Here is a 20,689-nt window from a genome sequence, read left to right as displayed (position 1 = left end):
ATGTAGGTAAGCCTTGCCTAATCATAAACGCGGAGGCGGCGGGGTCAATCAACTAAAAGTATGATTTCGGTGACGGTGTTCATGGTTCATGTGTTGTGGAACACTTGGGACCATGAGTACGCATGAATCACCGCAGGTAATCACGCAGGTCGTGGAGCGCACGGGCATCATCACCCTTGATCGTCCCAAGGCGCTGAACTCTCTCAGCTACGACATGATCACCCAGCTCGCTGACATCCTCGGGCAGTGGCGCGACGACGATGCCATCGAGCAGGTCGTGATCCGCTCCGCCGGCAAGCACTTTTGCTCCGGCGGCGACGTCAAGGCTGCCCGCGAGGGGATTCTCAGCGGCAACGCCGATCACGTGGACCGCTACTTCGAGGAGGAGTACGCGCTCAACCTTGACATTGCGCGCTACCCGAAGCCCTACATCGCCCTCGTCGGCGGCGTCGACATGGGCGGCGGTCTCGGCGTCTCCGCGCACGGTTCGCACATGGTGGTCTCCGAGGAGGCGTTTGCCTCCATGCCGGAGATGAACATCGGCTTTGTCACGGACGTCGGCATGAGCTGGCTGCTCCAGAACCTCCCCGGGCACCCCTCGCAGGCGCTCGGCGCCTTCCTCGCGCTGACGGGCTACCGCCTCACGGCCGACGACATGCTGGCCACGGGCCTGGCGACCCACAAGGTCGCCGCCGAGACCCTCGAGGGCCTCGCCGAACGCATCGCCACGGAGGGCCTCGGGGTGCTCGACGAGGTTGCGCTCGAGCCCGGCCCTTCGGCCCTCGAGCAGTGGTACGAACCCATCGATGCGCTTTTCGACGGCCCATGGGCCGACATCTCCGCACGCCTCGGCGAGAACCCCGAGTTTGCCGAGCTGGTCGGGGAGCTCACTGCCCAGGCCTCGCCCTCGGCGCTCGTCGCCGCAGCGGAACTGATCCGCGTGAACGCCAACCGCGACCTGGAGGCCGCGCTGCGCAACGAGCTCGCGCTGGGCTCCGTACTCACCCGGGAACCCGACTTCGCGGAGGGCGTGCGCGCGGTGCTCGTGGACAAAAGCCGCGACGCCAGCTTCGCGCCGCAGCCGGAACCCGATAGGTACCGCGCGGTCCTGCGCTGATCGGGGGTGCCCCCGCCGCGCCCGGTTGGGGTTCCGGCGGGAGTCTTTCCGTTAGAATAGGCGGCCAGCGCGTACCCCCGGGACGCGCACATTTTGGTAGAACACCCGCCTCACGAAGCCTAAAGAAGGACCACTGTGACTGACGCAACCCCCACCTCCAACGATTGGAACCACAAGCTGACCCTCGCGCAGGAGATGCTGCCCCTCATCAGCCAGCTGCACCGCGAAAACAACGTGGTCACCTCGATCTACGGGCGGCTTCTGGTGGGTGTGACCGACATCGACATCATCAAGGCGCACCGTTACGCGCGCCGCATCGTCGAGCGCGAGCTGCCCCTCGACGAGACCCTGCCGATCCTCAGGGAGCTCGTCCAGCTCAACCTCGGCACCGCCTCCATTGATCTGGGCCGCCTGGCTAAGAACTTCGCGCGCGTCGAGGGCCAGAACCTGCGCTCCTACCTCGAGGAAGAGCTCGGCGAGGTCATCAATGGCGGCGACGAGCTTCAGCCGCGCGACGTGGTCCTCTACGGCTTCGGCCGTATCGGCCGCCTGCTTGCGCGCATCCTTATCGCCCGCGAGGCGATGTACGGCGGTGTCCGCCTCCGCGCGGTGGTTGTACGCAAGAAGGGATCCGACGACATCCTCAAGCGCGCCTCCCTGCTGCGCCGCGACTCGGTCCACGGCGCCTTCAACGGCACCATCTCCGTCGACGAGGACAAGGAGATCATCTGGGCCAACGGCACCCCGATTCAGATGATCTACTCCGACGACCCGGCCTCGATCGACTACACCAGCTACGGCATCGACAACGCCATCGTGGTGGACAACACGGGCCGCTGGCGCGACCGCGCCGGCCTGTCGCAGCACCTCGAGTCCTCCGGCGTCGACCGCGTCGTGCTCACCGCCCCGGGCAAGGGCGACGTGCGCAACATCGTCTACGGCGTCAACCACGGCGACATCACCACCGAGGAGTCGGACCGCGTCATTTCCGCGGCGTCGTGCACCACCAACGGCATCACCCCGGTGCTCAAGGTGATCAACGACCGCTACGGCGTCACACACGGCCACGTGGAGACGGTCCACGCCTACACCAACGACCAAAACTTGGCGGACAACTACCACAAGGGCCCGCGCCGCGGCCGCGCCGCCGCGCTGAACATGGTGCTCACCGAGACCGGCGCGGCCAAGGCCGTGTCGAAGGCGCTGCCCGAATTTGAGGGCAAGCTCACAGGGAACGCCATCCGGGTGCCCACCCCGGATGTCTCCATGGCGGTGCTCAACCTCGACCTGGACAAGGAGGTGGACAAAGACGAGGTCAACGACTTCCTCCGCCGCGTGTCCACCGACTCCAACCTGCGCCAGCAGATCGACTACATCAACTCCCCGGACATCGTCTCCACCGACCTGCTCGGCTCCACCCACGCTGGTGTCGTCGATGGCCTGGCCACCATCGCCTCAGGCAACCACCTCGTCCTCTACGTCTGGTACGACAACGAGTACGGCTACTCCAACCAGGTCATCCGTATCGTCGAGGAGATCGGCGGCGTCCGCCCGACGATCTACCCGGCGCGCAAGGACCCGCAGGAGATCCGCTAGCTGCGGCGCGGGGCTGCGCTCGCGACTGCTGCTTCGTAGACCTCCACCAGCTTCTCGGTGGATGCCCGCCACGACCACCTCTGTGCCTCCTGGCGGGCGGCGGCAGCCATGCGCTCGCGGGTGTCCGGTTCCCGCAGGAGGGTGACCACGCGTTCGGCCCAGGCGGAGTCGGGCAGCTGCGGGTCGACGAGGAAGCCGGTGGTGCCGTCCTCGATGACGAAGGGGACCCCGCCCGCGCGTGCGCCGACGACGGGCACGCCCGAGGCGAACGACTCGAGCGCGACAAAACCGAGGGTCTCCGTCGTCGAGGGGAAGAGGAAGACGTCGCCCGAGGCGAAGGCTGCGGCGAGCGTCTCGCCGGAGAGATAGCCGGTGAACGTGATCCAGTCCCGGTCCATCCGCTCACGTAGCTGCTCGTACTGCGGCCCCTCGCCGACGAGAGCGAGGCGCGCGTCGGGGATCTGCCGGCGCACCTCGTCCATGATCCCGAGGGTGCGCTCGACGTCCTTTTCGGCGGAGATCCGGCCGACGTAGGTGACGAGGGGGGCGTCGGGGTGGCCGTCGCTTAGCAGGCTGCGCGCGTCGCGCGAGCGGAGCTCGGGGGAAAAGCCAACGGTGTCCACGGCCTTCGGCCACAGCTCGAGGTGCGTCATGCCGTAGTCGGCGGCCTTGTCCAGCATGGGTCCGGAGGTGACCAGGTTAGTCACGGCGCGGTTGTGGAACAGGCGAAGCCCGAACTCCGCGATTGGCTTGACCCACGGGATGCCCAGCCGGCGTGTGTATTCGGGAACGTCGGTGTGGAAGGAGGCGACAATGGGGATGCCCCTGCTGCGCGCGTAGAGGGCCGAAAAGCCCGCCGTCCAGATCGGGTTGATCGCGTGGGCAACGTCGGGGCGAAACTCGGCGAGCGCGCGCGGCATGCGCGGGGCGGGGAGCCCGAAATGGATTTCCGGGTAGACCGGCCAAAACGGCAGGGAGGGCACCTTCACCACCTCGAAGCCGGCGTACTCGCTGGGCGGGGTGCCGGTGGCGAAGATGAGGGCCTCGTGGCCCATCTCCGCGAGCTGCTCGAGGGTGCGCGACGTCCGGGTGACCACCCCGTCGATCTTCGGGTGGAAGACCTCGGTGAAAAAGGCGATGCGCATTTACTTCTCGCCGGAGGGGACGCCTTCGGACTGGGCGGCGGTCCACAGGGAGCGAGCGGGGATCTTCGAGCGGTCGGCGCGCTGGGCGTACTTCTTCGCCACGTCCTCGACCTCGCGCAGCAGGCCTTCTTCGAGGAAGGTCGGCTCCAGCCCCAGGCTGAGGAAGGTGTCGTTGGCGACGTGCAGCTCGTTTTCCGCGGACTCCTTGCGCGGGTTGGGCACGAGGGCCACCTCCGCGCCGGAGATGCGGGCGACGAGCTCGGCCAAGTCGCGTACGCGGTGGGTCTCGGTCATCTGGTTGAAGATCTTGACGCGCTCGCCGCGCTGCGGCGGGTTCTCCACCGCCAGCTGGATGCACTTGGCCATGTCCCGGATGTGGATGAAGGCGCGGGTCTGCCCACCGGTGCCGTGCACGGTCAGCGGGTAGCCCACCGCCGCCTGCATGAGGAAACGGTTGAGCACCGTGCCGTAGTCGCCGTCGTAGTCGAAGCGGTTGATCAGGCGCTCGTCGCGCTCCGTCTGCGGGGTGTGGGTGCCCCAGATGATGCCCTGGTGCAGGTCGGTGATGCGCAGCTCGTCGTTCTTGGCGTAGTAGGCGAACAGGTTCTGGTCGAGCACCTTCGTCATGTGGTAGACCGAGCCCGGGTTAGTGGGGTAGAGGATTTGCTGGTCGATCATGCCGTACTCGCCGGCGTCCACCTTGACGTCGAGGTAGCCCTCCGGGATTTTCATCCCCGCGGTGCCGTAACCGTAGACGCCCATCGTGCCCAGGTGGACAACGTGGACGTCGAGGCCCGACTCGACAATGGCCACGAGCAGGTTGTGCGTGGCGTTGACGTTGTTGTCCACCGTGTAGCGCTTCGTGCGGTTGTTCTTCATCGAGTACGGCGCGGCGCGCTGCTCCGCGAAGTGGATCACAGCGTCGGGGCGGAACTGCGTGATGAAGTCGAGCAGACTGTCGAAGTCGCGTGCGACGTCAAGGTTGACGAAGCCGATCTCGCGGCTCGAGACTTCTGTCCACGCGGTCAAGCGCTCCTCGATCGACGCGATCGGGGTGAGCGACTCCGCGCCGAGTTCTTCGTCGATGGCGCGCCGGGAGAGGTTGTCCACGATGGTGACGTCGTGGCCGAGGTCGGACAGGTGCAACGAGGCTGGCCAACCGCAAAACCCGTCACCGCCAAGAACTGCAATCCGCACAGCAAACCCTTTCTCAGAACAAAGCGCGCAGGAGCGCGCGAGCGTCGTTCCGCGGTGCCTTATGGCCGCGGGCTTCTAGCCACATTACAGCTCGCACATAGAGGCCGCTCAGCGAAGGGAGTGAACGCTTGGTGACGCGACGGAAATTTTTTCACCACGGCGGGCCCAAGTTTCGGTAGTGTTTCGCCCATGAAAGCAACTGGGGCAGTCATCGTCGTTGGAACCGGTCTTGCCGGGCTCGTCGCTGGTTACGAGGCCAGTAAGGCTGGGCGCCGGGTGATCTTCGTCGACCAGGAAAGCAGGCGAAACCTCGGCGGGCAGGCCTTCTGGTCGCTTGGCGGTCTGTTCATGGCGGGCACGCCGGAGCAGCGGCTCATGCGGGTCACGGACACCGAGGAGCTCGCGTGGATGGACTGGGAGAACTCCGCCGACTACGACGACGAGGAGTACGACGAGTGGCCTCGCAGATGGGGGAGGGAGTTCGTGCGCTTCGCGGCGAACGAGATGCACGGTTACCTCAAAAACCTCGGCCTGCGCGTGCTGCCGACCGTCGGCTGGGCCGAGCGCGGCTCCGGCGATGCCTCCGGCCACGGCAACTCGGTGCCGCGCTTCCACGTCACCTGGGGCACCGGCCCCGAGGTCGTCCGGGTGTTTGCAGAGCCGCTCGCGCGGGCGGAGGACGAGGGGGTGGTGGAGTTCCGCTTCCGGCACCGCGTCGACGGGCTCATCGTTGAGGGCGGCCGCGTCGTTGGCGTTCGCGGGGCCAGGCTTGCCGACGACCCCGGGGCGCGCGGGGAGGCGTCGAATAGCGAGGAGCTCGAGGCTTTCGAGCTGCGGGGAGTGGCCGTGGTCATCGCCACCGGCGGCATCGGCGGCAACCTGGAGAAGGTCCGCCGTACGTGGCCCGAGGACCGCTGGGGGCCGTGCCCGGAGAACATGGTCACGGGCGTGCCCGAGTTCGTGGACGGGAGCGGCATCGACATCGCCGCGGAGGCGGGGGCGCGGCTGGTCAACACCGACCGCATGTGGCACTACCCCGAGGGGATGATCAACTGGGACCCCGTCTGGCCCGGCCACGGCATCCGCATCATCCCCGGCCCGAGCGCGCTGTGGCTCGACGCGACGGGGAAGCGCCTGCCCGCCCACCTGTTCCCGGGCTCGGACAACCTCGCGGCGCTCACGCACATCGGCCGGACCGGGCACGGCTACTCGTGGTTCGTGCTTAACCAGGCGATCGCCGACAAGGAATTCATCTTCTCCGGTTCGGAGCAAAACCCCGACCTGACGGACAAGTCGCTGAAGAAACTCGCCGGCAAGCTGGCCTCGGGCACGCCCGGCCCGATCAAGGCCTTCCAGGACAACGGCGTCGATTGGGTCACAGCCACCACCGTCGACGAGCTGGTCGAGGGCATGAATGCGCTTGGCGACGTCCCCATCGACGCAGACCTCGTCCGCCGCCAGCTGGTCGAGCGCGACGCGCAGGTCACCAACCCCTTCTCCAAGGACATCCAGGTCAACTACATCCGCATGGCGCGCGGCTTCCTCGGCGATAAGGTGGTGCGCGTCCACCCGCCGCACAGGCTGCTCGACGAGTCGAAGGGCCCGCTCATCGCCGTGCGGCTGCACGTGCTCACGCGCAAGACGCTGGGCGGCATCGAGACGGATCTGTCCGGGCGGGCCCTGAACGCCGAGGGCGAGGTGTTCGAGGGGCTCTACGCCTGCGGCGAAGCGGCCGGCTTCGGCGGCGGCGGGATGCACGGCAAAAACGCCCTGGAGGGGACCTTCCTGGGCGGGTGCATCCACTCAGGTAAGCGCGTGGGCGAGGCGCTAGGGCGAGCCTAGGCGCCGTCGCAGACCTGCCCGGTGACCTGCCCTGTCGCGCCGGGGGGGGCGTGGTCTTTATGCCTCCTCGATCACGAGACCCACGTGCAGCGTGGAGAGCGCGTGCGCGCCCGGCCCCGGCGGCAACGCCTCGATCTCGGCCGCCGTCTCGGGCGTGACCGGGATGATCCACCCCAGGGTGGGGTCGAGAGCCGGGTCGTTCGGCGTGCGCACGGGCACGAACGTGACCGGGCGTTCACTGCCGCTGGTGAGGCGTAGTGGGGCGTCGAGAAGCGACAGCGGATCGAGCGAGGCGAGGGTGATGATAACGAGGGTCTCCTCCGTGTCCGGGGAGAAGTTCGCCGTATGCACGCGCAGAGTGGGTACCTCTACGCTGCGGTACTCCTCCGGGTAGTCGACGAGACGTGCGCCGCCGCCGAACAGGGAGCTGAGTCTGTCCATGAAGCCCATGGCGGCAGTGTATCCCCGTCCACGGGGCGCGCGGACGTGACCATTATCATGCCCCGGTTTAGATAAAGGTTATTAAACTTTTAAGTGTGGCCAATGATAAAGGAGGACCTTGCTGTGAGTTCAGTAACAGACCAGCCCACCGCCCCCGCGCCGCCCGTAGAAAAAACTGAAAAGGGGCCGACCCGCACACGCACCAAACCCGTCGCCTTCGCTCTCGCCTTCGTCGCACTGATCGCCGTCTTGCTGCTGCCGATGGAGACCATCGGCTGGCAGGGGCAGATTGCCCTCGGCATGCTGGCCTTCGCCGTCATCATGTGGGTCTCCGAAGCCGTCAGCTACCCCGTCAGCTCGGTGCTTATCATCGGGCTGATCTCGCTGCTCGTGGGCCTGTCGCCGGACCCGGACAACCCCGGCGAGCTCTTCGGCACAGGCGACGCCCTGAAGATCGCGCTCAACGGGTTCTCCACCTCCGCAGTCGCGCTCGTCGCGGCGGCGCTGGCGCTGGCGACGGCCATGCAGGCCACCGGACTGCACCGCCGCATCGCGCTCTACGTGCTCAAGATCGCGGGCGAGAAAGTCTCCCGCATCGTCGTCGGGGCGATCGTCATCTCGATCATCCTCGCCTTCTTCGTCCCCTCCGCCACCGCCCGCGCCGGCGCCGTCGTGCCCATTCTGCTGGGCATGGTCGCGGCGTTCGGGCTCGCCGTGAACTCGAAGCTCTCCGCGCTGCTGGTGATCACCGCGACCCAAGCCGTGTCGATCTGGAACGTCGGCATCAAGACCGCCGCCGCGCAAAACCTCGTCGCCATCGGATTTATCGAGGACCAGATGGGCGTCACCGTCTCCTGGGGGCAGTGGTTCATCTGGGCCGCGCCCTGGTCGGTGCTCATGTCCATCGCGCTGTTTTTCATCATGCGCGCGGCCATCAAACCCGAGGTGGAATCCATCACGGGCGGGCGCGCGCTGGTGAACGACCAGCTCTCAGAAATGGGCTCCATGACCGGAGCGGAGAAGCGGCTGACCACGATCGCCGTCATTCTGCTGCTCTTCTGGGCCACCGAGGGGATCCTGCACCCGATCGACTCCTCCGTGATCACCATCGCCGCCATCGGCCTTATGCTGCTGCCGGGGGTGGGGGTGATGGACTGGAAGTACGCCCAAAAGAACATCAACTGGGGAACGCTCGTGGTCTTCGCGGTGGGCATCTCGCTCGGCTCCTTCCTGCTCAACACCGGCGCCGCTGGCTGGCTGTCCGAGCAAACCTTTGGCCTCCTCGGGCTCGACGCCATGCCGATCCTGGCCACGATCGCCATCGTGTCCCTGTTCAACATCCTCATCCACCTCGGCTTCGCCTCCGCGACCTCGCTGGCATCGGCGCTCATCCCGGTGTTCATCGCCCTGGCCGCCACGCTCGATCTGCCGAACGGCGGCCTCGGGTTTGTCATCATCCAGCAGTTCGTCATCAGCTTCGGCTTCCTGCTGCCGATCTCCGCGCCGCAGAACATGCTGGCCTACGGAACGGGCGCGTTCAGCACGAAGCAGTTCCTCAAGGCGGGCATCCCGCTGACCATCGTGGGCTACCTGCTCATCCTGCTGCTGTCGGCGACCTACTGGAACTGGATCGGACTGGTGTAGGCGTGCCCCGCAGGCGGCTACGGTAACTAGTCATGGACGACACACTCGGGCGGGCCGGTCGCTATCGCTTCGGCGATATCTACGCCAACTACCTCGCCAAGGTCGAGAGGAAGGGCAGGAGCCAGGGGGAGCTTGACGGCGTCCTCACCTGGCTCACCGGGCACACAACGGACGGCCTGCACGCCGCGGCCGAGTCCGAGGAAACACTGGCCGAGTTTGTCGCCTCCGCGCCGCGGCTCAACCCGCACGCCACCCTCATCACCGGCGTCGTCTGCGGGGTGCGCGTGGAGGAGATCACCGACCCTCTGATGCAGCGGATCCGTTGGATGGATAAGGTGGTCGACGAGCTCGCCCGCGGGAAGAAGATCGAGAACATCCTGCGTTCGCCCCGCTAAGCCCGCGATAGGGTAGAGGGCATGGAACGCCCCGACGCCGTCTCGCGCCGCGCCGACCTCGTGCAGCCCTACGGCACGCAGCACGTGGAAGCGGTCACGCCCCGCGCCGAGCTTTCCGACCCCCTCTCACGGCGGGGCAACCGCATGAGCTGGCCGGGCCTCCACCTCGTCGTGCGGCGCGTCATCGCGGACTTTTCGGTCGACGACATGGTCGACCGGGCGGCGAGCCTGACGTACTACACGGTCCTCGCGATCGCTCCGATGATCCTTGCCATCTACTCCCTCGTGCTGCTGCTGTTGCCCCGCGACGGCGGGGAGGCTCCGCTTCTGCTGAACGACCTCGTGAAGAACTACGTGCCCGAGGCGCTTCAGTCGGAGGCGTTGGCACTCTTAGCGACGATCGTGGGCTCGCCCTCCGACAGCACCATCGCCCTGGTGATCTCCATCGCGGTGTCGCTGCTGTCCGCGTCCGCCTACGTTCGCTCCTTCTCGCGCAACGCCAACGTCATCTATGGGCGTGAGGAGGGCAGGACGTTCGCCATGACGTGGCTGACGATGTGGCTCGTCACCGTCGCCATGTCGCTCGGGGTGCTGCTGTTGCTCGTCGGTCTCGTCGCCCGCGAATCCATTTTCACCGGTGTCGTGGCGCCGCTCGCCCGCCCCTTCGGCCTCGAAGAGGAGGTTGAGAATTTGGTGCGCGTGTTCCTCCCGGTGTGGGACTGGCTGCGCTACCCGGTCGTCGCGCTGTTGTCGCTGGGCATGCTGTCGATGCTGTACCAGGTGACGCCGAACGTGCGGCGCGGCGCGTACCGCCCCGTGACGTATGGGGCGTTCCTCGCGTTCGTCGTGAGCGCGATTATCTGGATCGGCTTCTCCTGGTACGTCACCGAAATCGGGGTGCAAAGCGCTTACGGGGCGTTCGGCACCGTGCTCATGGTGCTGGTGCTCGTGTGGATCATGAACATCGTGCTCGTGGTCGGAGTCAAAATCGACGCGGAGGTGCTGCGCGTGAAGGAGCTGCAGATCGGCTACCCCTCCGAGGACGTGATCCAGGCGCCGCCGAAGTCCAACGCAGCCCTCCGCATCAGGCTGCGGACACAGCGCCGGATAGGGGAGATCGCGGAAAAAGTGAAGAACCGCCGCCGCAAAATTCTGTAGCGTGGGCAGGGCAACAGATTAGTCCACGCTTATTGGAGGATGCCATGACGAACCTGGTTGACCCACGCGACAAGTACGCACGCGTCTCCCCGCCGGACCAGTCCCAGAACCACCCGGGCGTGGAGACGGAGGCGGACCCCGTGCCCGACATCGGGCTCGACTCCTACACGGGCAGCGGCAAGCTGGCCGGGCGCAAAGCGCTCATCACCGGCGGCGACTCCGGCATCGGTGCCGCCGTGGCCGTGGCCTACGCCCGCGAGGGCGCGGACGTGGCCATTGCCTACCTGCCGGAGGAGCAGCAGGACGCCGACCGAGTGATCGCGGCCATTGAGGAGGCCGGGCGCACCGCCGTCGCCATCCCGGGGGACCTGTGCGACGCGAACACGTGTGTGGAGACGGTCACGACGGCCGTCGACAAGCTCGGCGGGCTCGACATTCTGGTCAACAACGCCTCGCGGCAGATCTACCACGAGGACATCCTCGAGATCACCGACGAGGACTTCGACGCAACGATGAAGTCCAACCTCTACTCCTCGTTCCGCGTGACAAAGGAGGCGGTCAAGCACCTGCCTGCGGGCTCGTCGATCATCTTCACCTCCTCGATTCAGGCGTACGACCCCTCCGAGACCCTGTTGGATTACGCCATGACCAAGGCCGCGATGAACAACTTTGCCAAGGGACTGTCCATGGCGCTGCTGTCCTCGCGGGGGATTCGCGTCAACGCCGTCGCGCCGGGACCGATCTGGACGGTGATCCAGCCCAGCCACGGGCAGCCGCCGGAGAAGCTCCAGAAGTTCGGGCACGGGTCCGAGACCGGCCGGGCGGGCCAGCCCGCGGAGCTCGCCGGCGCGTACGTCTACCTCGCCTCGGAGGACGCCTCGTACGTGTCCGGTGCGACGCTGCCGGTGACCGGAGGGGCTCTGACGCCGTAGGGCGGGGCGGGAACGCCCTCGGGCGCCAGCCCGATCGATGCTGCGTAGGTACTATGGGGCACCATGATTGATGCCCGTGACACAGCACTGATATTTGAGGGCGGCGGGATGCGTAACTCCTACACGTCGCCGTGCGTCGTCAAGCTCATCGAAGAAGACGTTCAGTTCGGGTGGGTCGGGGGAGTCTCCGCGGGGGCGACCCACACGGTGAACTATCTCTCGCGGGACCTGCGCCGCGCGAGGGAGAGCTTCGTCGACTTCGCCAACAACCCCAGCTTCGGCGGGGTCTCCTCGCTGCTGCGCGGCAACGGCTACTTCAACGCCGAGTACATCTACGAGCGCTCCGCCGACGGTGACCTCCCCTTCGACTACGACGCCTTCGAGGCCAACCCGGCGCAGATGACCATCTCGGCGACCCGCGCCGACACCGGCGAGTCCGTCCACTTCACGCGGGAGGATATCCGCGAGCGCAGCGACATGAACTCCTTCGTGCGCGCCTCGTCGACGCTGCCGCTCATCATGCCGAAGCGCTACATCGGGGGCGTGCCCTACGTCGACGGGGCGCTCGGCGCCTCCGGCGGCATCTCCATCGCGGAGGCGGAGGACGCGGGCTACGAGAAGTTCCTCTTCGTGGCCACGAAGCCGCGCGGCTACGTGCGCCCCCAGGTGAACCGGCAGAACGTGGTGCGCCGCGTTTTCCGCAACACCCCGGCCGTCGCGCAGGCGATCATTGACCGCCCCGGCCGCTACAACGCCTCGAAGCAGAGGCTGCTCGAGCTCGAGAAAGAGGGCCGAGCCCAGCTGTTTTTCCCGGACGACATGCAGGTGAACTCCACGGAGCGCAACGTGGTGAAGCTCCGGGCGAACTTTAGCGCTGGCGAGCGCCAGATGGACGCCGAATGGGGCGCCTGGCAGGAGTTCCTCGCCGCGTAGGCGGTGGCGCGGGCCGCGCTATGTGTGACCAAGATTACACATCTGTGATTGCTGCAGCACGGCGGTATTTTTTCCGCGGCACCTTAATGCATCAAGGTGAGGCGCTCGCTACCGCTGCTGGCGCCACGCTGCCACAGTGTGTGTGACCGGGTTCTCATTCGCCCGGCGCATCAACCTGAAGCACGCGTAAAGGAGCAGCGGGAACATGGGCAGCAGTACGATTAGGGTCGCCATTGCGGGTGTCGGCAACTGCGCGACCTCCCTCATCCAGGGCGTGGAGTATTACAAGAACACCCCGGCAGGGGAGAAGGTGCCGGGGCTGATGCACGTCCAGCTGGGCGACTACCACGTCGGCGACGTCGAGTTCGTCGCCGCCTTCGACGTCGACGCCGAGAAGGTGGGCAAGGATCTGGCCGAGGCCACCGAGTCCGGCATGAACTGCACCATCACAATCTGCGACGTGCCCCACCTCGGCGTCGAGGTGCAGCGCGGCCCAACCTATGACGGGCTCGGCGAGTACTACCTGTCCACCATCACGGAATCCGACGCTGCACCCGTCGACGTGGCCCAAGCGCTGCGGGACGCCCGGGTAGACGTCCTCGTCTCGTACCTCCCGGTCGGATCCGAGGAAGCAGATAAGTACTACGCCCAGGCCGCCATCGACGCCGGTTGCGCCTTCGTCAACGCGCTCCCGGTATTCATCGCTTCCGACCCGCAGTGGGCACAGAAGTTCACCGACGCCGGGCTGCCGATCATCGGCGACGACATCAAAAGCCAGGTCGGCGCTACCATCACCCACCGCGTGCTGGCCAAGCTTTTCGAGGACCGGGGCGTGCGCCTCGAGCGCACGATGCAGCTCAACGTGGGCGGCAACATGGACTTTAAAAACATGCTGGAGCGCACCCGGCTCGAGTCCAAGAAGATTTCCAAGACCCAGGCCGTGACCTCGAACCTCGCCGAGAGCCCGATCGCCGGCAAGGTGGAGGACCGCAACGTGCATATCGGCCCCTCGGACTACGTCGAGTGGCTCGACGACCGCAAATGGGCCTACGTCCGCCTCGAGGGAACCGCCTTCGGCGATGTCCCGCTCAACCTCGAGTACAAGCTCGAGGTGTGGGATTCCCCGAACTCGGCGGGTGTGATCATCGACGCGATTCGCGTGGCCAAGATCGCGCTCGACCGCGGGCTGGCCGGCCCGGTCGAGGCGGCGTCGTCCTACCTGATGAAGTCCCCGCCGGTGCAGCTGGGCGACGAGCACGCCCGCGCGGAGCTGGAGGCCTTCATCGCCGACGAAGGCTAGTCGGCGACGAGCGGCTCCGTGGTCAGGTGCGGCAGCTCCTTCTCGATGAACGCGAGTTTCCACTTGTCGCCGAACAGCGCGATGAGCTCCCCATCGGAGCGGGTAAAAATCTCCACCCCGCGCTGCCTGCCCAGTTCGGGGGCGGATTCCGCGTCGGTGCGCCGCGCCACGGAGTAGGGCACGGGCTCGGTGACGGTCTCCACGTTGTACTCGTTGTCCATGCGCGCCTGCATGACCTCGAACTGCATGGGTCCGACGGCGGCCATGACGGGGGCGGCGTCGCCGCGCAGGTCGTTGCGCAAGATCTGGACAACGCCCTCTGCGTCGAGCTGGTCGAGCGCCTTGCGGAACTGCTTGTACTTGCCCAGAGATTTCGCCCGCAGCGTGCGGAAATGCTCGGGGGCGAATTGGGGCATGGGCGGGTACTGCACCTTGCGCCCCGCGTAGATCGTGTCGCCGGGCGCGAGGGCGCCTGCGTTGACGAGGCCGATGATGTCGCCGGGGTACGCGGTCTCCACGGTGTCGCGGGTGCGTCCGAACACGGTCAGGGCGTACTTCGTGGAAAAACCCCGGCCGGACTGGGCGTGCGTGACCTGCATCCCGCGGTCGAACTCGCCGGAGACGACGCGCATGAACGCCAGGGTGTCGCGGTGGTTTTTGTCCATGCCGGCCTGCACCTTGAACACGACGCCCGAAAAGTCGTCGCCGAGCTCGCGGCGGGCATCCATCGCGCTTGTCGACGCCTCAACGGCCGCCTCATCCGAGTCCTTGCCCGCCGGGGCGGGGGCGATGGCACACAAGGTGTCTAGGATCTGGTGCACCCCGAAGTTGAGCATCGCCGAGGCGAAGATGATCGGGGAGGTCACGCACTGTTCGAAAAGCTCCTGGTTGTGCACGGCCCCGTCGGCGGCAAGTAGCTCGGCTTCCTCCACGGCCGTCTCCCAGGCGCGGTTCTCGCGATCGAGCGCCTCGGCCGGGGTGAAGTGCTCCTCCGGGGCGATGGTCGAGCCGCCCGCGGTGCGGATGAAGTGGATGTAGCGGTCCGCTTCGCCGTCGGCGTTGATGTGGGCGAGGCCCCGGAAGTCCCCGGCCTCGCCGACGGGCCAGTACAGGGGCGTGGGCTGCAGGTCGATTTCGGTGACGATTTCGTCGACAAGCTCGAGCGGCTCGCGCCCGACCCTGTCCCATTTGTTGATGACGGTGACGATCGGCAGCCCACGCGCCTTGCACACGCGGAAAAGCTTGAGCGTCTGCGGCTCGAGGCCCTTCGCGGCGTCGATGAGCATGACGGCGGCGTCGACTGCCGAGAGCACGCGGTAGGTGTCCTCGGAGAAGTCGGCGTGGCCGGGCGTGTCCACGAGGTTGATCACGTAGGGCTCGGTGGCGTCGGAGCCCTCGGGAAGGTACTCGAACTGCAGCGCCGAGGAGGCGATGGAAATGCCGCGGTCCTTTTCCATCTCCATCCAGTCCGAGACGGTGGATTTGCGGTTTCCCTTGCCGTGGACGGCGCCCGCCTCGGAGATCACGTGGGCGTGCAGCGCCAGCGCCTCGGTCAGCGTGGACTTACCGGCGTCGGGGTGGGCGATGACGGCGAAGGTGCGGCGGCGCGCGGCCTCGGAAACGGTACTCATAGGCTGTTAAGCCTAGCCCGGAGCGGGCCGGAACATGAATCGCGCTACCGGGCGTGGATGACGTTTTGGGCTTTCGCGAGCCCCTCGTCGACGACGATCCGCGCGGCCTCCGCCGCGGTGTCGACGTGGGGCGTGAGGTCGCCCTCGACGGGCGAGAGCACCCACTCTGGCACGGGCGTGCCCGATGGCGGGCGCCCGATGCCGATGCGCACGCGGATGTAGTCGCGGGTGCCTAGGTGTTCGCTGAGAGATTTCAGCCCGTTGTGCCCGTTCTCGCTCCCCCCACGGCGCAAGCGGACGGTGCCGGGCGGCAGGTCGAGCTCGTCGTGGAGGACGACGACGCGCTCGGCGGGGACCCCGAGGCGTTGGGCGAGCGGACCGACGGCGCGCCCGGATTCGTTCATGTAGGTCGTCGGGCGGGCGTAGGCCACCCCCTCATCGACGGCGACGCGAACGGGGACGCCGGGGACGGGGTCGAGGGACCGGCCGTGCTCCTCGATGAGCCGGTCAAGCGCCATGTAGCCGACGTTGTGGCGCGTGGCCGCGTACCTCGCGCCCGGGTTTCCCAGGCCTACGACGAGCCAGTCGGCCCCCGGCACGGCGGGGGTGGGGCGGAACAAGCGCGTCAAAAATCTCACGTTCCTCTACGGTAGTGGATGTGAACCTTCCTCCTGTTGTCGCGGCGCCGATGGCGGGCGGCCCGAGCACCCCCGAGCTCGTCAACGCCGTTCGTTTCGGTGTTCTCGCCCTCGGCACATGCTCGGTAGACAGCGCCCGAGAGCAGCTCGGCGAGGCGCAGGCGCCCTTCGGGGCGAACCTGTTTTACCCGCAGCCCGAGCCGGCACGCGCCGCCGTCGAACGCGTCGCCCGCGATCTCGGGGCACCCGTCCCGCACGCCGACGTGACCAGCGGTTTCTTCGAAAAGTTCGAGGTGGTGCTGGAGGCGGCGCCGCAGCTCGTCTCGTGCACCTTCGGCTGCTTCACCGCCGCTGAGATCGACAGGCTGCACGCCGCAGGATCGCAGGCGTGGGTGACGGTGACGAACGAGGCCGAGGCGCGCGAGGCCGCGGCCCGCGGCGCCGACGGGCTCATTGTGCAGGGGCCGCTCGCCGGCGGCCACCGCGGCACGTGGGACCAGAACGCGCAGCCAGATGGGCGCGCGCTCAGGGAACTGCTCGCCGCCGTGCGCCGGTCGGTGGCCCTGCCGCTCATCGCGGCGGGCGGGGCGCGCGGCAGCGGGGATGTCGGCACGCTACTGCGTGCCGGCGCCTGCTCTGTCGCCTGCGGCAGCGCCTTCCTGCTCGCGGAGGAGGCTGGGACGAGCGAACGCAACCGCGCCCTGCTGCGCGCGGGAGGACGCAGCGTGGTCTCCCGGGCGTTCTCGGGACGGTGGGCGCGCGGCGTGGAAACGGAGTTCACCCGCGCCCACCCCGACATGCCGGCGATCTACCCCTACCTCAAGCCGATGGTGCCGGGCAACGAGTATTGCCTCGTTGGGGCCGATTACGCGGGGTTGCCCGAGGCTCCGGCCGCGGAGATCGAGGCAGCGTTGACGCCCTAGAGGATGCGCGTGGTGTTCTCGATGTAGCCCAGCCCGTCGATGGAGACCCGCACCGTGTCACCATCGCCGAGGTAGCGTTTCGGGCTACGCGCGTGGCCGACCCCCTCGGGCGTGCCGGTGGCGATGACGTCGCCGGGGTTGAGCGGGTAGAGGTGAGAAATGAATTCCACCAAGTCGGCGGGGCTGAAGACGAGGTCGTTGGTGGGCGCGTACTGCATCCGCTCGCCGTTGAGCGTCGTCTCCAGCGCCGGCCCCGGGGCCCACTCGGTGTCGAGCCACGGACCGAACCCTGCGGTCGCCTCGAGCGACTTGCCCTGGTGCCATTGCTGGGTGCGGTACTGGTACTCGCGCTGGGTGTAGTCGTTGATGATGGAGTAGCCGGCGATGTGGGCCCCGGCCTCGGCGGCGGGGACGTGGCGCGCGCGCCGGCCGATCACCACCGCGAGCTCGCCCTCGAAGTCGAGGCCGGCGGCGTTGAAGGAGGGCACCCGCGCGTCGTCGTAGGGGCCGGTCAGCGCGTCGGCGAATTTGACGAAGAGGGTGGGAACGCCGGGGCGTTCGTGGCCCATTTCCTCGATGTGCTGTGCGTAGTTGAGCCCGATGCAGACGATCTTTCCGGGGCGGGTGATCACGGGGGCGAGGCCTCCGCGGTTCACCTGCACGGCCGACCCGCCGGCGGCGGCGATTTCGCGCCAGTCGGGCTGGGCAAGCAACGCCCCCACGTCGGCGTAGCCGGGTATCACCACCGCCTCGGTATCTGAGGTCAGCCGCGCTGCGACGGTTACGTTGTTGGTTCTCAGGGTGACAAGGCGCATGGCTACACGCTACCCGCGGCGCGCAGCAGCTCATCGGCGGCGTCGGCCGCGACGATGGGCAACTCGGCGGATTCCTTGCGGCTGAAGGGCTTGAGCACGTAATCCGCCGGTGCCATCCGCCCGGGAGGGCGGCCGATACCCACGGCCAGCTTGTTGTACTCGCGGGTGCCCAGCGACGCGCTCACCGAGCGCAGCCCGTTGTGGCCGTGGTCGCCCCCGCCGGCACGCAGCTTCACCGTGCCGAGGTCGAGATCGAGCTCGTCGTAGACCACGTAGAGGTCCGCCGGGGCCACCCCGAAGTACCTGGCGAGGGCTGTGACCGGCCCGCCGGAGACGTTCATGTAGCTGCGGGTGCGCGCCACAATCGCCCGCCGACTCGGCAGGAGGCGCCCGGCGGCCAGCTCGGCCACCTCCGTGTTGGTCTTCTTGTGGGCGCTGAGCTGGGCGGGCGCCGGGGTAGCACGCCCGAGGAGCTCCTCGACGACGAGGACCCCGGCATTGTGCCGGGTCGCGGCATACTTGGGGCCGGGTTTGCCCAGGCCGACGATGAGCACGGGTGAGTCAGTCACGGGCCCATCATAGGCGACGAAGAAAACAGCCCCGCCGTGCCTGGAATGGGGCCGCGGGGGCGTCGCCACGCATGCGAGCGGCGGTTGTTACTCGGTGGGTTCCTCGGTGGACTCCGCGCCAGCTTCGGCGCCGCCCTCCTCGGCCTCGGCCGCTGCCTCCTCGAGCTCTTCGTCCTGCTGCTCGTAGGTGAAGTTGACCACGAGGGTCTCCGGGTCGGTGATCAGCTCGGCGCCCTCCGGCAGGGTGATGTCGGCGGCGGTGATCTGCTCGCCGATCTCCTTGCCCTCGATGGACACGGTGAGCTCGTCCGGGATCTTCAGCGCGTCGACCTCGACCTCGACGACGTCAGCCTCCTGCAGCACGACGGCAGCCGGGTGGGCCTCGCCCTCGGTGACCACGGGGACCTCGACGACGACCTTCTCGCCGCGCTTGACGCCGAGCAGGTCAACGTGGTCGATCTCGAGGGTGAGAACGTTCTGGTCGACGTTCTTGACCATGCACAGCAGCTTCTCGCCGTCGACCTCGAGCTCGAGGACGGCGTTGGTGCCTTCGTTGCGCACAAGCGCGGTGATCTCGAGGCGGTCGACGGCGAAGTGGACGTTGTCGATGCCGGACTCGTAGAGCACGCCGGGAACCTTGCCCTCGCGGCGCAGGCGGCGGGAGGCGCCCTTGCCAAACTCTTCGCGCTTGTCAGCCTTAATGACCGGGGGTGTAGCCATAGTCTCTTCTCCCTGGGTTTCGTGGGTACGTCGGCCACAGGAAAAGCCTGCGACCACATGGACGGTGATATCTCGTCGAGTGATCGCAGGCTTTTAAAAAAGTCTGCATTTCTATCGCGTCGATAACGGCCCTGCACGGGGCCCTCGCCGAGACGGGAGAAACCCTACCACCGCAGCAAAGGCGCGCACAACCGCGGGGGGTTACGCGCGTGCGGGGCGCTCCCAGACGAAGTGTCCGGTGGTCTGGAGGTGCTCGTAGTCGTGGCTCAGCGGGATGCCCTTGCGCTCGCGCAGGCACAGGGCGGAAATGAGACCGACGGCGGACGCGGTTGCCAGGTAGATCGTAATAGACCAGGTTGTTCCGGTGTTCTGGTAGAGCGCTGCCGCGATCATGGGGGCGAACGCCCCACCCAGGATGGAGCCCAGGGCGTAGGTGATGGAGGCCCCCGAGGCGCGCACGGAGGCGGGGAAGAACTCCGCGTAGGTTGTCCCGGTCTGGCCGTACGTCAGACCCAGGCCGACAGTGAGGAAGATGAGCGCGGCGTAGATCGCCCCCAGGCTCTGGGTGTTGACCAGGGGGAACAGCGTCACGGCGCCAATACCTTGAACGATGAAGCCGACGATGTAGGTCATGCGCCGGCCGACGACATCCGAGATGTAGCCGGCGAAGGCGGTGGAGAGCATCCAGGTGAAGCCGGAGACGGTGACCGCGAGGAGGATGTCGCCGCGGTCGAGGCCAAGCTCCCGGGTGGCGTAGTTCTGGATGTAGCCGCCGGTGGTCATGTACCCGACGGTGCCGTTCGCCGCGAACAGGAGCGCGCCCACGAGGACAAGCGGGGTAAAGCGCCGCAGCAGCGTGCCAATGGGATTGCTCACCTCGACCTGCTTGATGGTGGCCATCTCTTCGTACACGGGCGATTCCTCGACCTTCAGCCGGATGAGAATGCCGATAATAACGAGGACGGCGGAGAACAGGAACGGCACGCGCCAGCCCCACGCGAGGAAGGCGTCACCCGGGGCGATCGCGTCCATCGCCGCGAGCGCGCCCGAGGACAACAGAAGGCCAAGCGGCACACCGACCTGGGGGCCAGCGCCGAACAATCCGCGCTTGGCGGTGGGGGCGTGCTCGACGCTGAGCAAAACGGCGGAGCCCCACTCGCCGCCGGCGGAGATGCCCTGAACGATGCGGAGGGTAATAAGCAGGATGGGTGACCAGATGCCGATGGTCGCGTAGGTGGGCAGTACCCCGATGAGGGTGGTGGCTGCACCCATCGCGATGAGCGTGACCATGAGCACGAGGCGGCGGCCGCCCTTGTCGGCGAAGTGCCCCGCAAGAAACGCCCCGAGCGGGCGGAAGAGGAAGGACAGGCCGACGGTAAGAAAGCTGACGATGGTCGAGGCCTCGGGGCCGAGACCGGCGAACATGAGCTGGTTGAATACCAAGCCGGCCGTCGCGGCGTAGAGGAAGTAGTCGTACCACTCGATGGCCGTGCCGATCGTTGTGGCGGCGATGACCTTGCGTCGCTCGGCGGTTCTTTCTGGCGGAACGGTTGTTGTAGACATGCAGTCGCCTTTAGGTCGGGGGTGGTGGGTTACTCTTTCGGCGCGCGGCTGTGATGCACGGCACGTGAATTTTTTAGGATAATAGTATTCATACCTGCTCAGCATCGAGCAACGCGCCGGTTCTCTCACA

Annotated in this window: 19 protein-coding genes; 10 read left to right on the top strand and 9 right to left on the bottom strand. The window is 67.1% G+C overall.

What is annotated here, in order from left to right; all coding sequences use genetic code 11:
- Positions 1-112 precede the first annotated feature (112 nt).
- The gene (locus BLT81_RS06535; protein WP_040421281.1) at positions 113-1,117 is read left to right on the top strand and encodes a 3-hydroxyisobutyryl-CoA hydrolase; all 1,005 of its coding nucleotides are present in this window, start codon (positions 113-115) and stop codon (positions 1,115-1,117) included.
- Positions 1,118-1,312: 195 nt separating this feature from the next.
- Entirely contained in the window at positions 1,313-2,713 is a 1,401-nt protein-coding gene (locus BLT81_RS06530; RefSeq protein ID WP_231286621.1) for a glyceraldehyde-3-phosphate dehydrogenase, read from the top strand.
- On the opposite strand, the gene BLT81_RS06525 is transcribed toward BLT81_RS06530, so the two are convergent.
- Positions 2,710-3,858, bottom strand: a complete 1,149-nt coding sequence (locus BLT81_RS06525; protein WP_019194160.1) for a glycosyltransferase family 4 protein — start codon at positions 3,856-3,858, stop codon at positions 2,710-2,712. The two genes, BLT81_RS06530 and BLT81_RS06525, sit on opposite strands and share 4 nt — an antisense overlap.
- Positions 3,859-5,055, bottom strand: coding sequence for an NAD-dependent epimerase/dehydratase family protein (locus BLT81_RS06520; RefSeq protein ID WP_040421279.1), 1,197 nt, complete (start codon positions 5,053-5,055; stop codon positions 3,859-3,861).
- A 189-nt stretch (positions 5,056-5,244) separates the two neighbouring features.
- On the opposite strand from BLT81_RS06520, the gene BLT81_RS06515 reads away from it, so the two are divergent.
- On the top strand, positions 5,245-6,897 hold the full coding sequence (locus tag BLT81_RS06515) for an FAD-binding dehydrogenase (RefSeq protein ID WP_040421277.1): 1,653 nt from the start codon (positions 5,245-5,247) through the stop codon (positions 6,895-6,897).
- Positions 6,898-6,954: 57 nt separating this feature from the next.
- On the opposite strand, the gene BLT81_RS06510 is transcribed toward BLT81_RS06515, so the two are convergent.
- Positions 6,955-7,338, bottom strand: coding sequence for a hypothetical protein (locus BLT81_RS06510; protein ID WP_231286598.1), 384 nt, complete (start codon positions 7,336-7,338; stop codon positions 6,955-6,957).
- A gap of 123 nt (positions 7,339-7,461) precedes the next feature.
- On the opposite strand from BLT81_RS06510, the gene BLT81_RS06505 reads away from it, so the two are divergent.
- The 6 genes from BLT81_RS06505 (at position 7,462) to BLT81_RS06480 (ending at position 13,700) form a co-directional block, all read left to right on the top strand.
- Positions 7,462-8,982, top strand: a complete 1,521-nt coding sequence (locus BLT81_RS06505) for an SLC13 family permease (RefSeq protein ID WP_019194156.1) — start codon at positions 7,462-7,464, stop codon at positions 8,980-8,982.
- A gap of 32 nt (positions 8,983-9,014) precedes the next feature.
- On the top strand, positions 9,015-9,377 hold the full coding sequence (locus BLT81_RS06500) for a DUF2200 domain-containing protein (protein ID WP_019194155.1): 363 nt from the start codon (positions 9,015-9,017) through the stop codon (positions 9,375-9,377).
- Between the two features lie 21 nt (positions 9,378-9,398).
- Positions 9,399-10,535, top strand: coding sequence for a YihY/virulence factor BrkB family protein (locus BLT81_RS06495; RefSeq protein ID WP_019194154.1), 1,137 nt, complete (start codon positions 9,399-9,401; stop codon positions 10,533-10,535).
- Between the two features lie 44 nt (positions 10,536-10,579).
- Positions 10,580-11,467 (top strand): SDR family oxidoreductase, encoded by an 888-nt coding sequence (locus tag BLT81_RS06490; protein ID WP_019194153.1) that lies wholly within the window; start codon positions 10,580-10,582, stop codon positions 11,465-11,467.
- A gap of 63 nt (positions 11,468-11,530) precedes the next feature.
- On the top strand, positions 11,531-12,400 hold the full coding sequence (locus BLT81_RS06485) for a patatin-like phospholipase family protein (protein WP_019194152.1): 870 nt from the start codon (positions 11,531-11,533) through the stop codon (positions 12,398-12,400).
- Between the two features lie 205 nt (positions 12,401-12,605).
- A complete protein-coding gene (locus tag BLT81_RS06480; RefSeq protein ID WP_019194151.1) occupies positions 12,606-13,700 on the top strand; it encodes an inositol-3-phosphate synthase in 1,095 nt (364 codons plus the stop codon).
- Here BLT81_RS06480 and BLT81_RS06475 read toward each other — a convergent pair.
- A complete protein-coding gene (locus BLT81_RS06475; RefSeq protein ID WP_019194150.1) occupies positions 13,697-15,331 on the bottom strand; it encodes a peptide chain release factor 3 in 1,635 nt (544 codons plus the stop codon). The two genes, BLT81_RS06480 and BLT81_RS06475, sit on opposite strands and share 4 nt — an antisense overlap.
- Positions 15,332-15,375: 44 nt before the next feature.
- Positions 15,376-15,969, bottom strand: a complete 594-nt coding sequence (pth, locus tag BLT81_RS06470; protein WP_040421275.1) for an aminoacyl-tRNA hydrolase — start codon at positions 15,967-15,969, stop codon at positions 15,376-15,378.
- A 14-nt stretch (positions 15,970-15,983) separates the two neighbouring features.
- Between pth (BLT81_RS06470) and BLT81_RS06465 the strand changes: the two genes are divergently transcribed.
- Entirely contained in the window at positions 15,984-16,892 is a 909-nt protein-coding gene (locus tag BLT81_RS06465; RefSeq protein ID WP_155860831.1) for a nitronate monooxygenase, read from the top strand.
- On the opposite strand, the gene BLT81_RS06460 is transcribed toward BLT81_RS06465, so the two are convergent.
- The 4 genes from BLT81_RS06460 to BLT81_RS06445 form a co-directional block, all read right to left on the bottom strand.
- On the bottom strand, positions 16,889-17,707 hold the full coding sequence (locus tag BLT81_RS06460) for a fumarylacetoacetate hydrolase family protein (RefSeq protein ID WP_019194147.1): 819 nt from the start codon (positions 17,705-17,707) through the stop codon (positions 16,889-16,891). The genes BLT81_RS06465 and BLT81_RS06460 overlap by 4 nt on opposite strands.
- 2 nt (positions 17,708-17,709) lie before the next feature.
- Positions 17,710-18,276, bottom strand: coding sequence for an aminoacyl-tRNA hydrolase (pth, locus tag BLT81_RS06455; RefSeq protein WP_019194146.1), 567 nt, complete (start codon positions 18,274-18,276; stop codon positions 17,710-17,712).
- An 87-nt stretch (positions 18,277-18,363) separates the two neighbouring features.
- Positions 18,364-18,996: a 50S ribosomal protein L25/general stress protein Ctc gene (locus tag BLT81_RS06450; protein ID WP_019194145.1), complete on the bottom strand. Its 633-nt coding sequence runs from the start codon at positions 18,994-18,996 to the stop codon at positions 18,364-18,366.
- A 201-nt stretch (positions 18,997-19,197) separates the two neighbouring features.
- A complete protein-coding gene (locus tag BLT81_RS06445; RefSeq protein WP_019194144.1) occupies positions 19,198-20,559 on the bottom strand; it encodes an MFS transporter in 1,362 nt (453 codons plus the stop codon).
- Positions 20,560-20,689 lie beyond the last annotated feature (130 nt).

The organism is Corynebacterium timonense (assembly GCF_900105305.1).
Lineage (GTDB): Bacteria > Actinomycetota > Actinomycetes > Mycobacteriales > Mycobacteriaceae > Corynebacterium > Corynebacterium timonense.
This window is presented reverse-complemented; position numbering and strand designations above follow the sequence as displayed.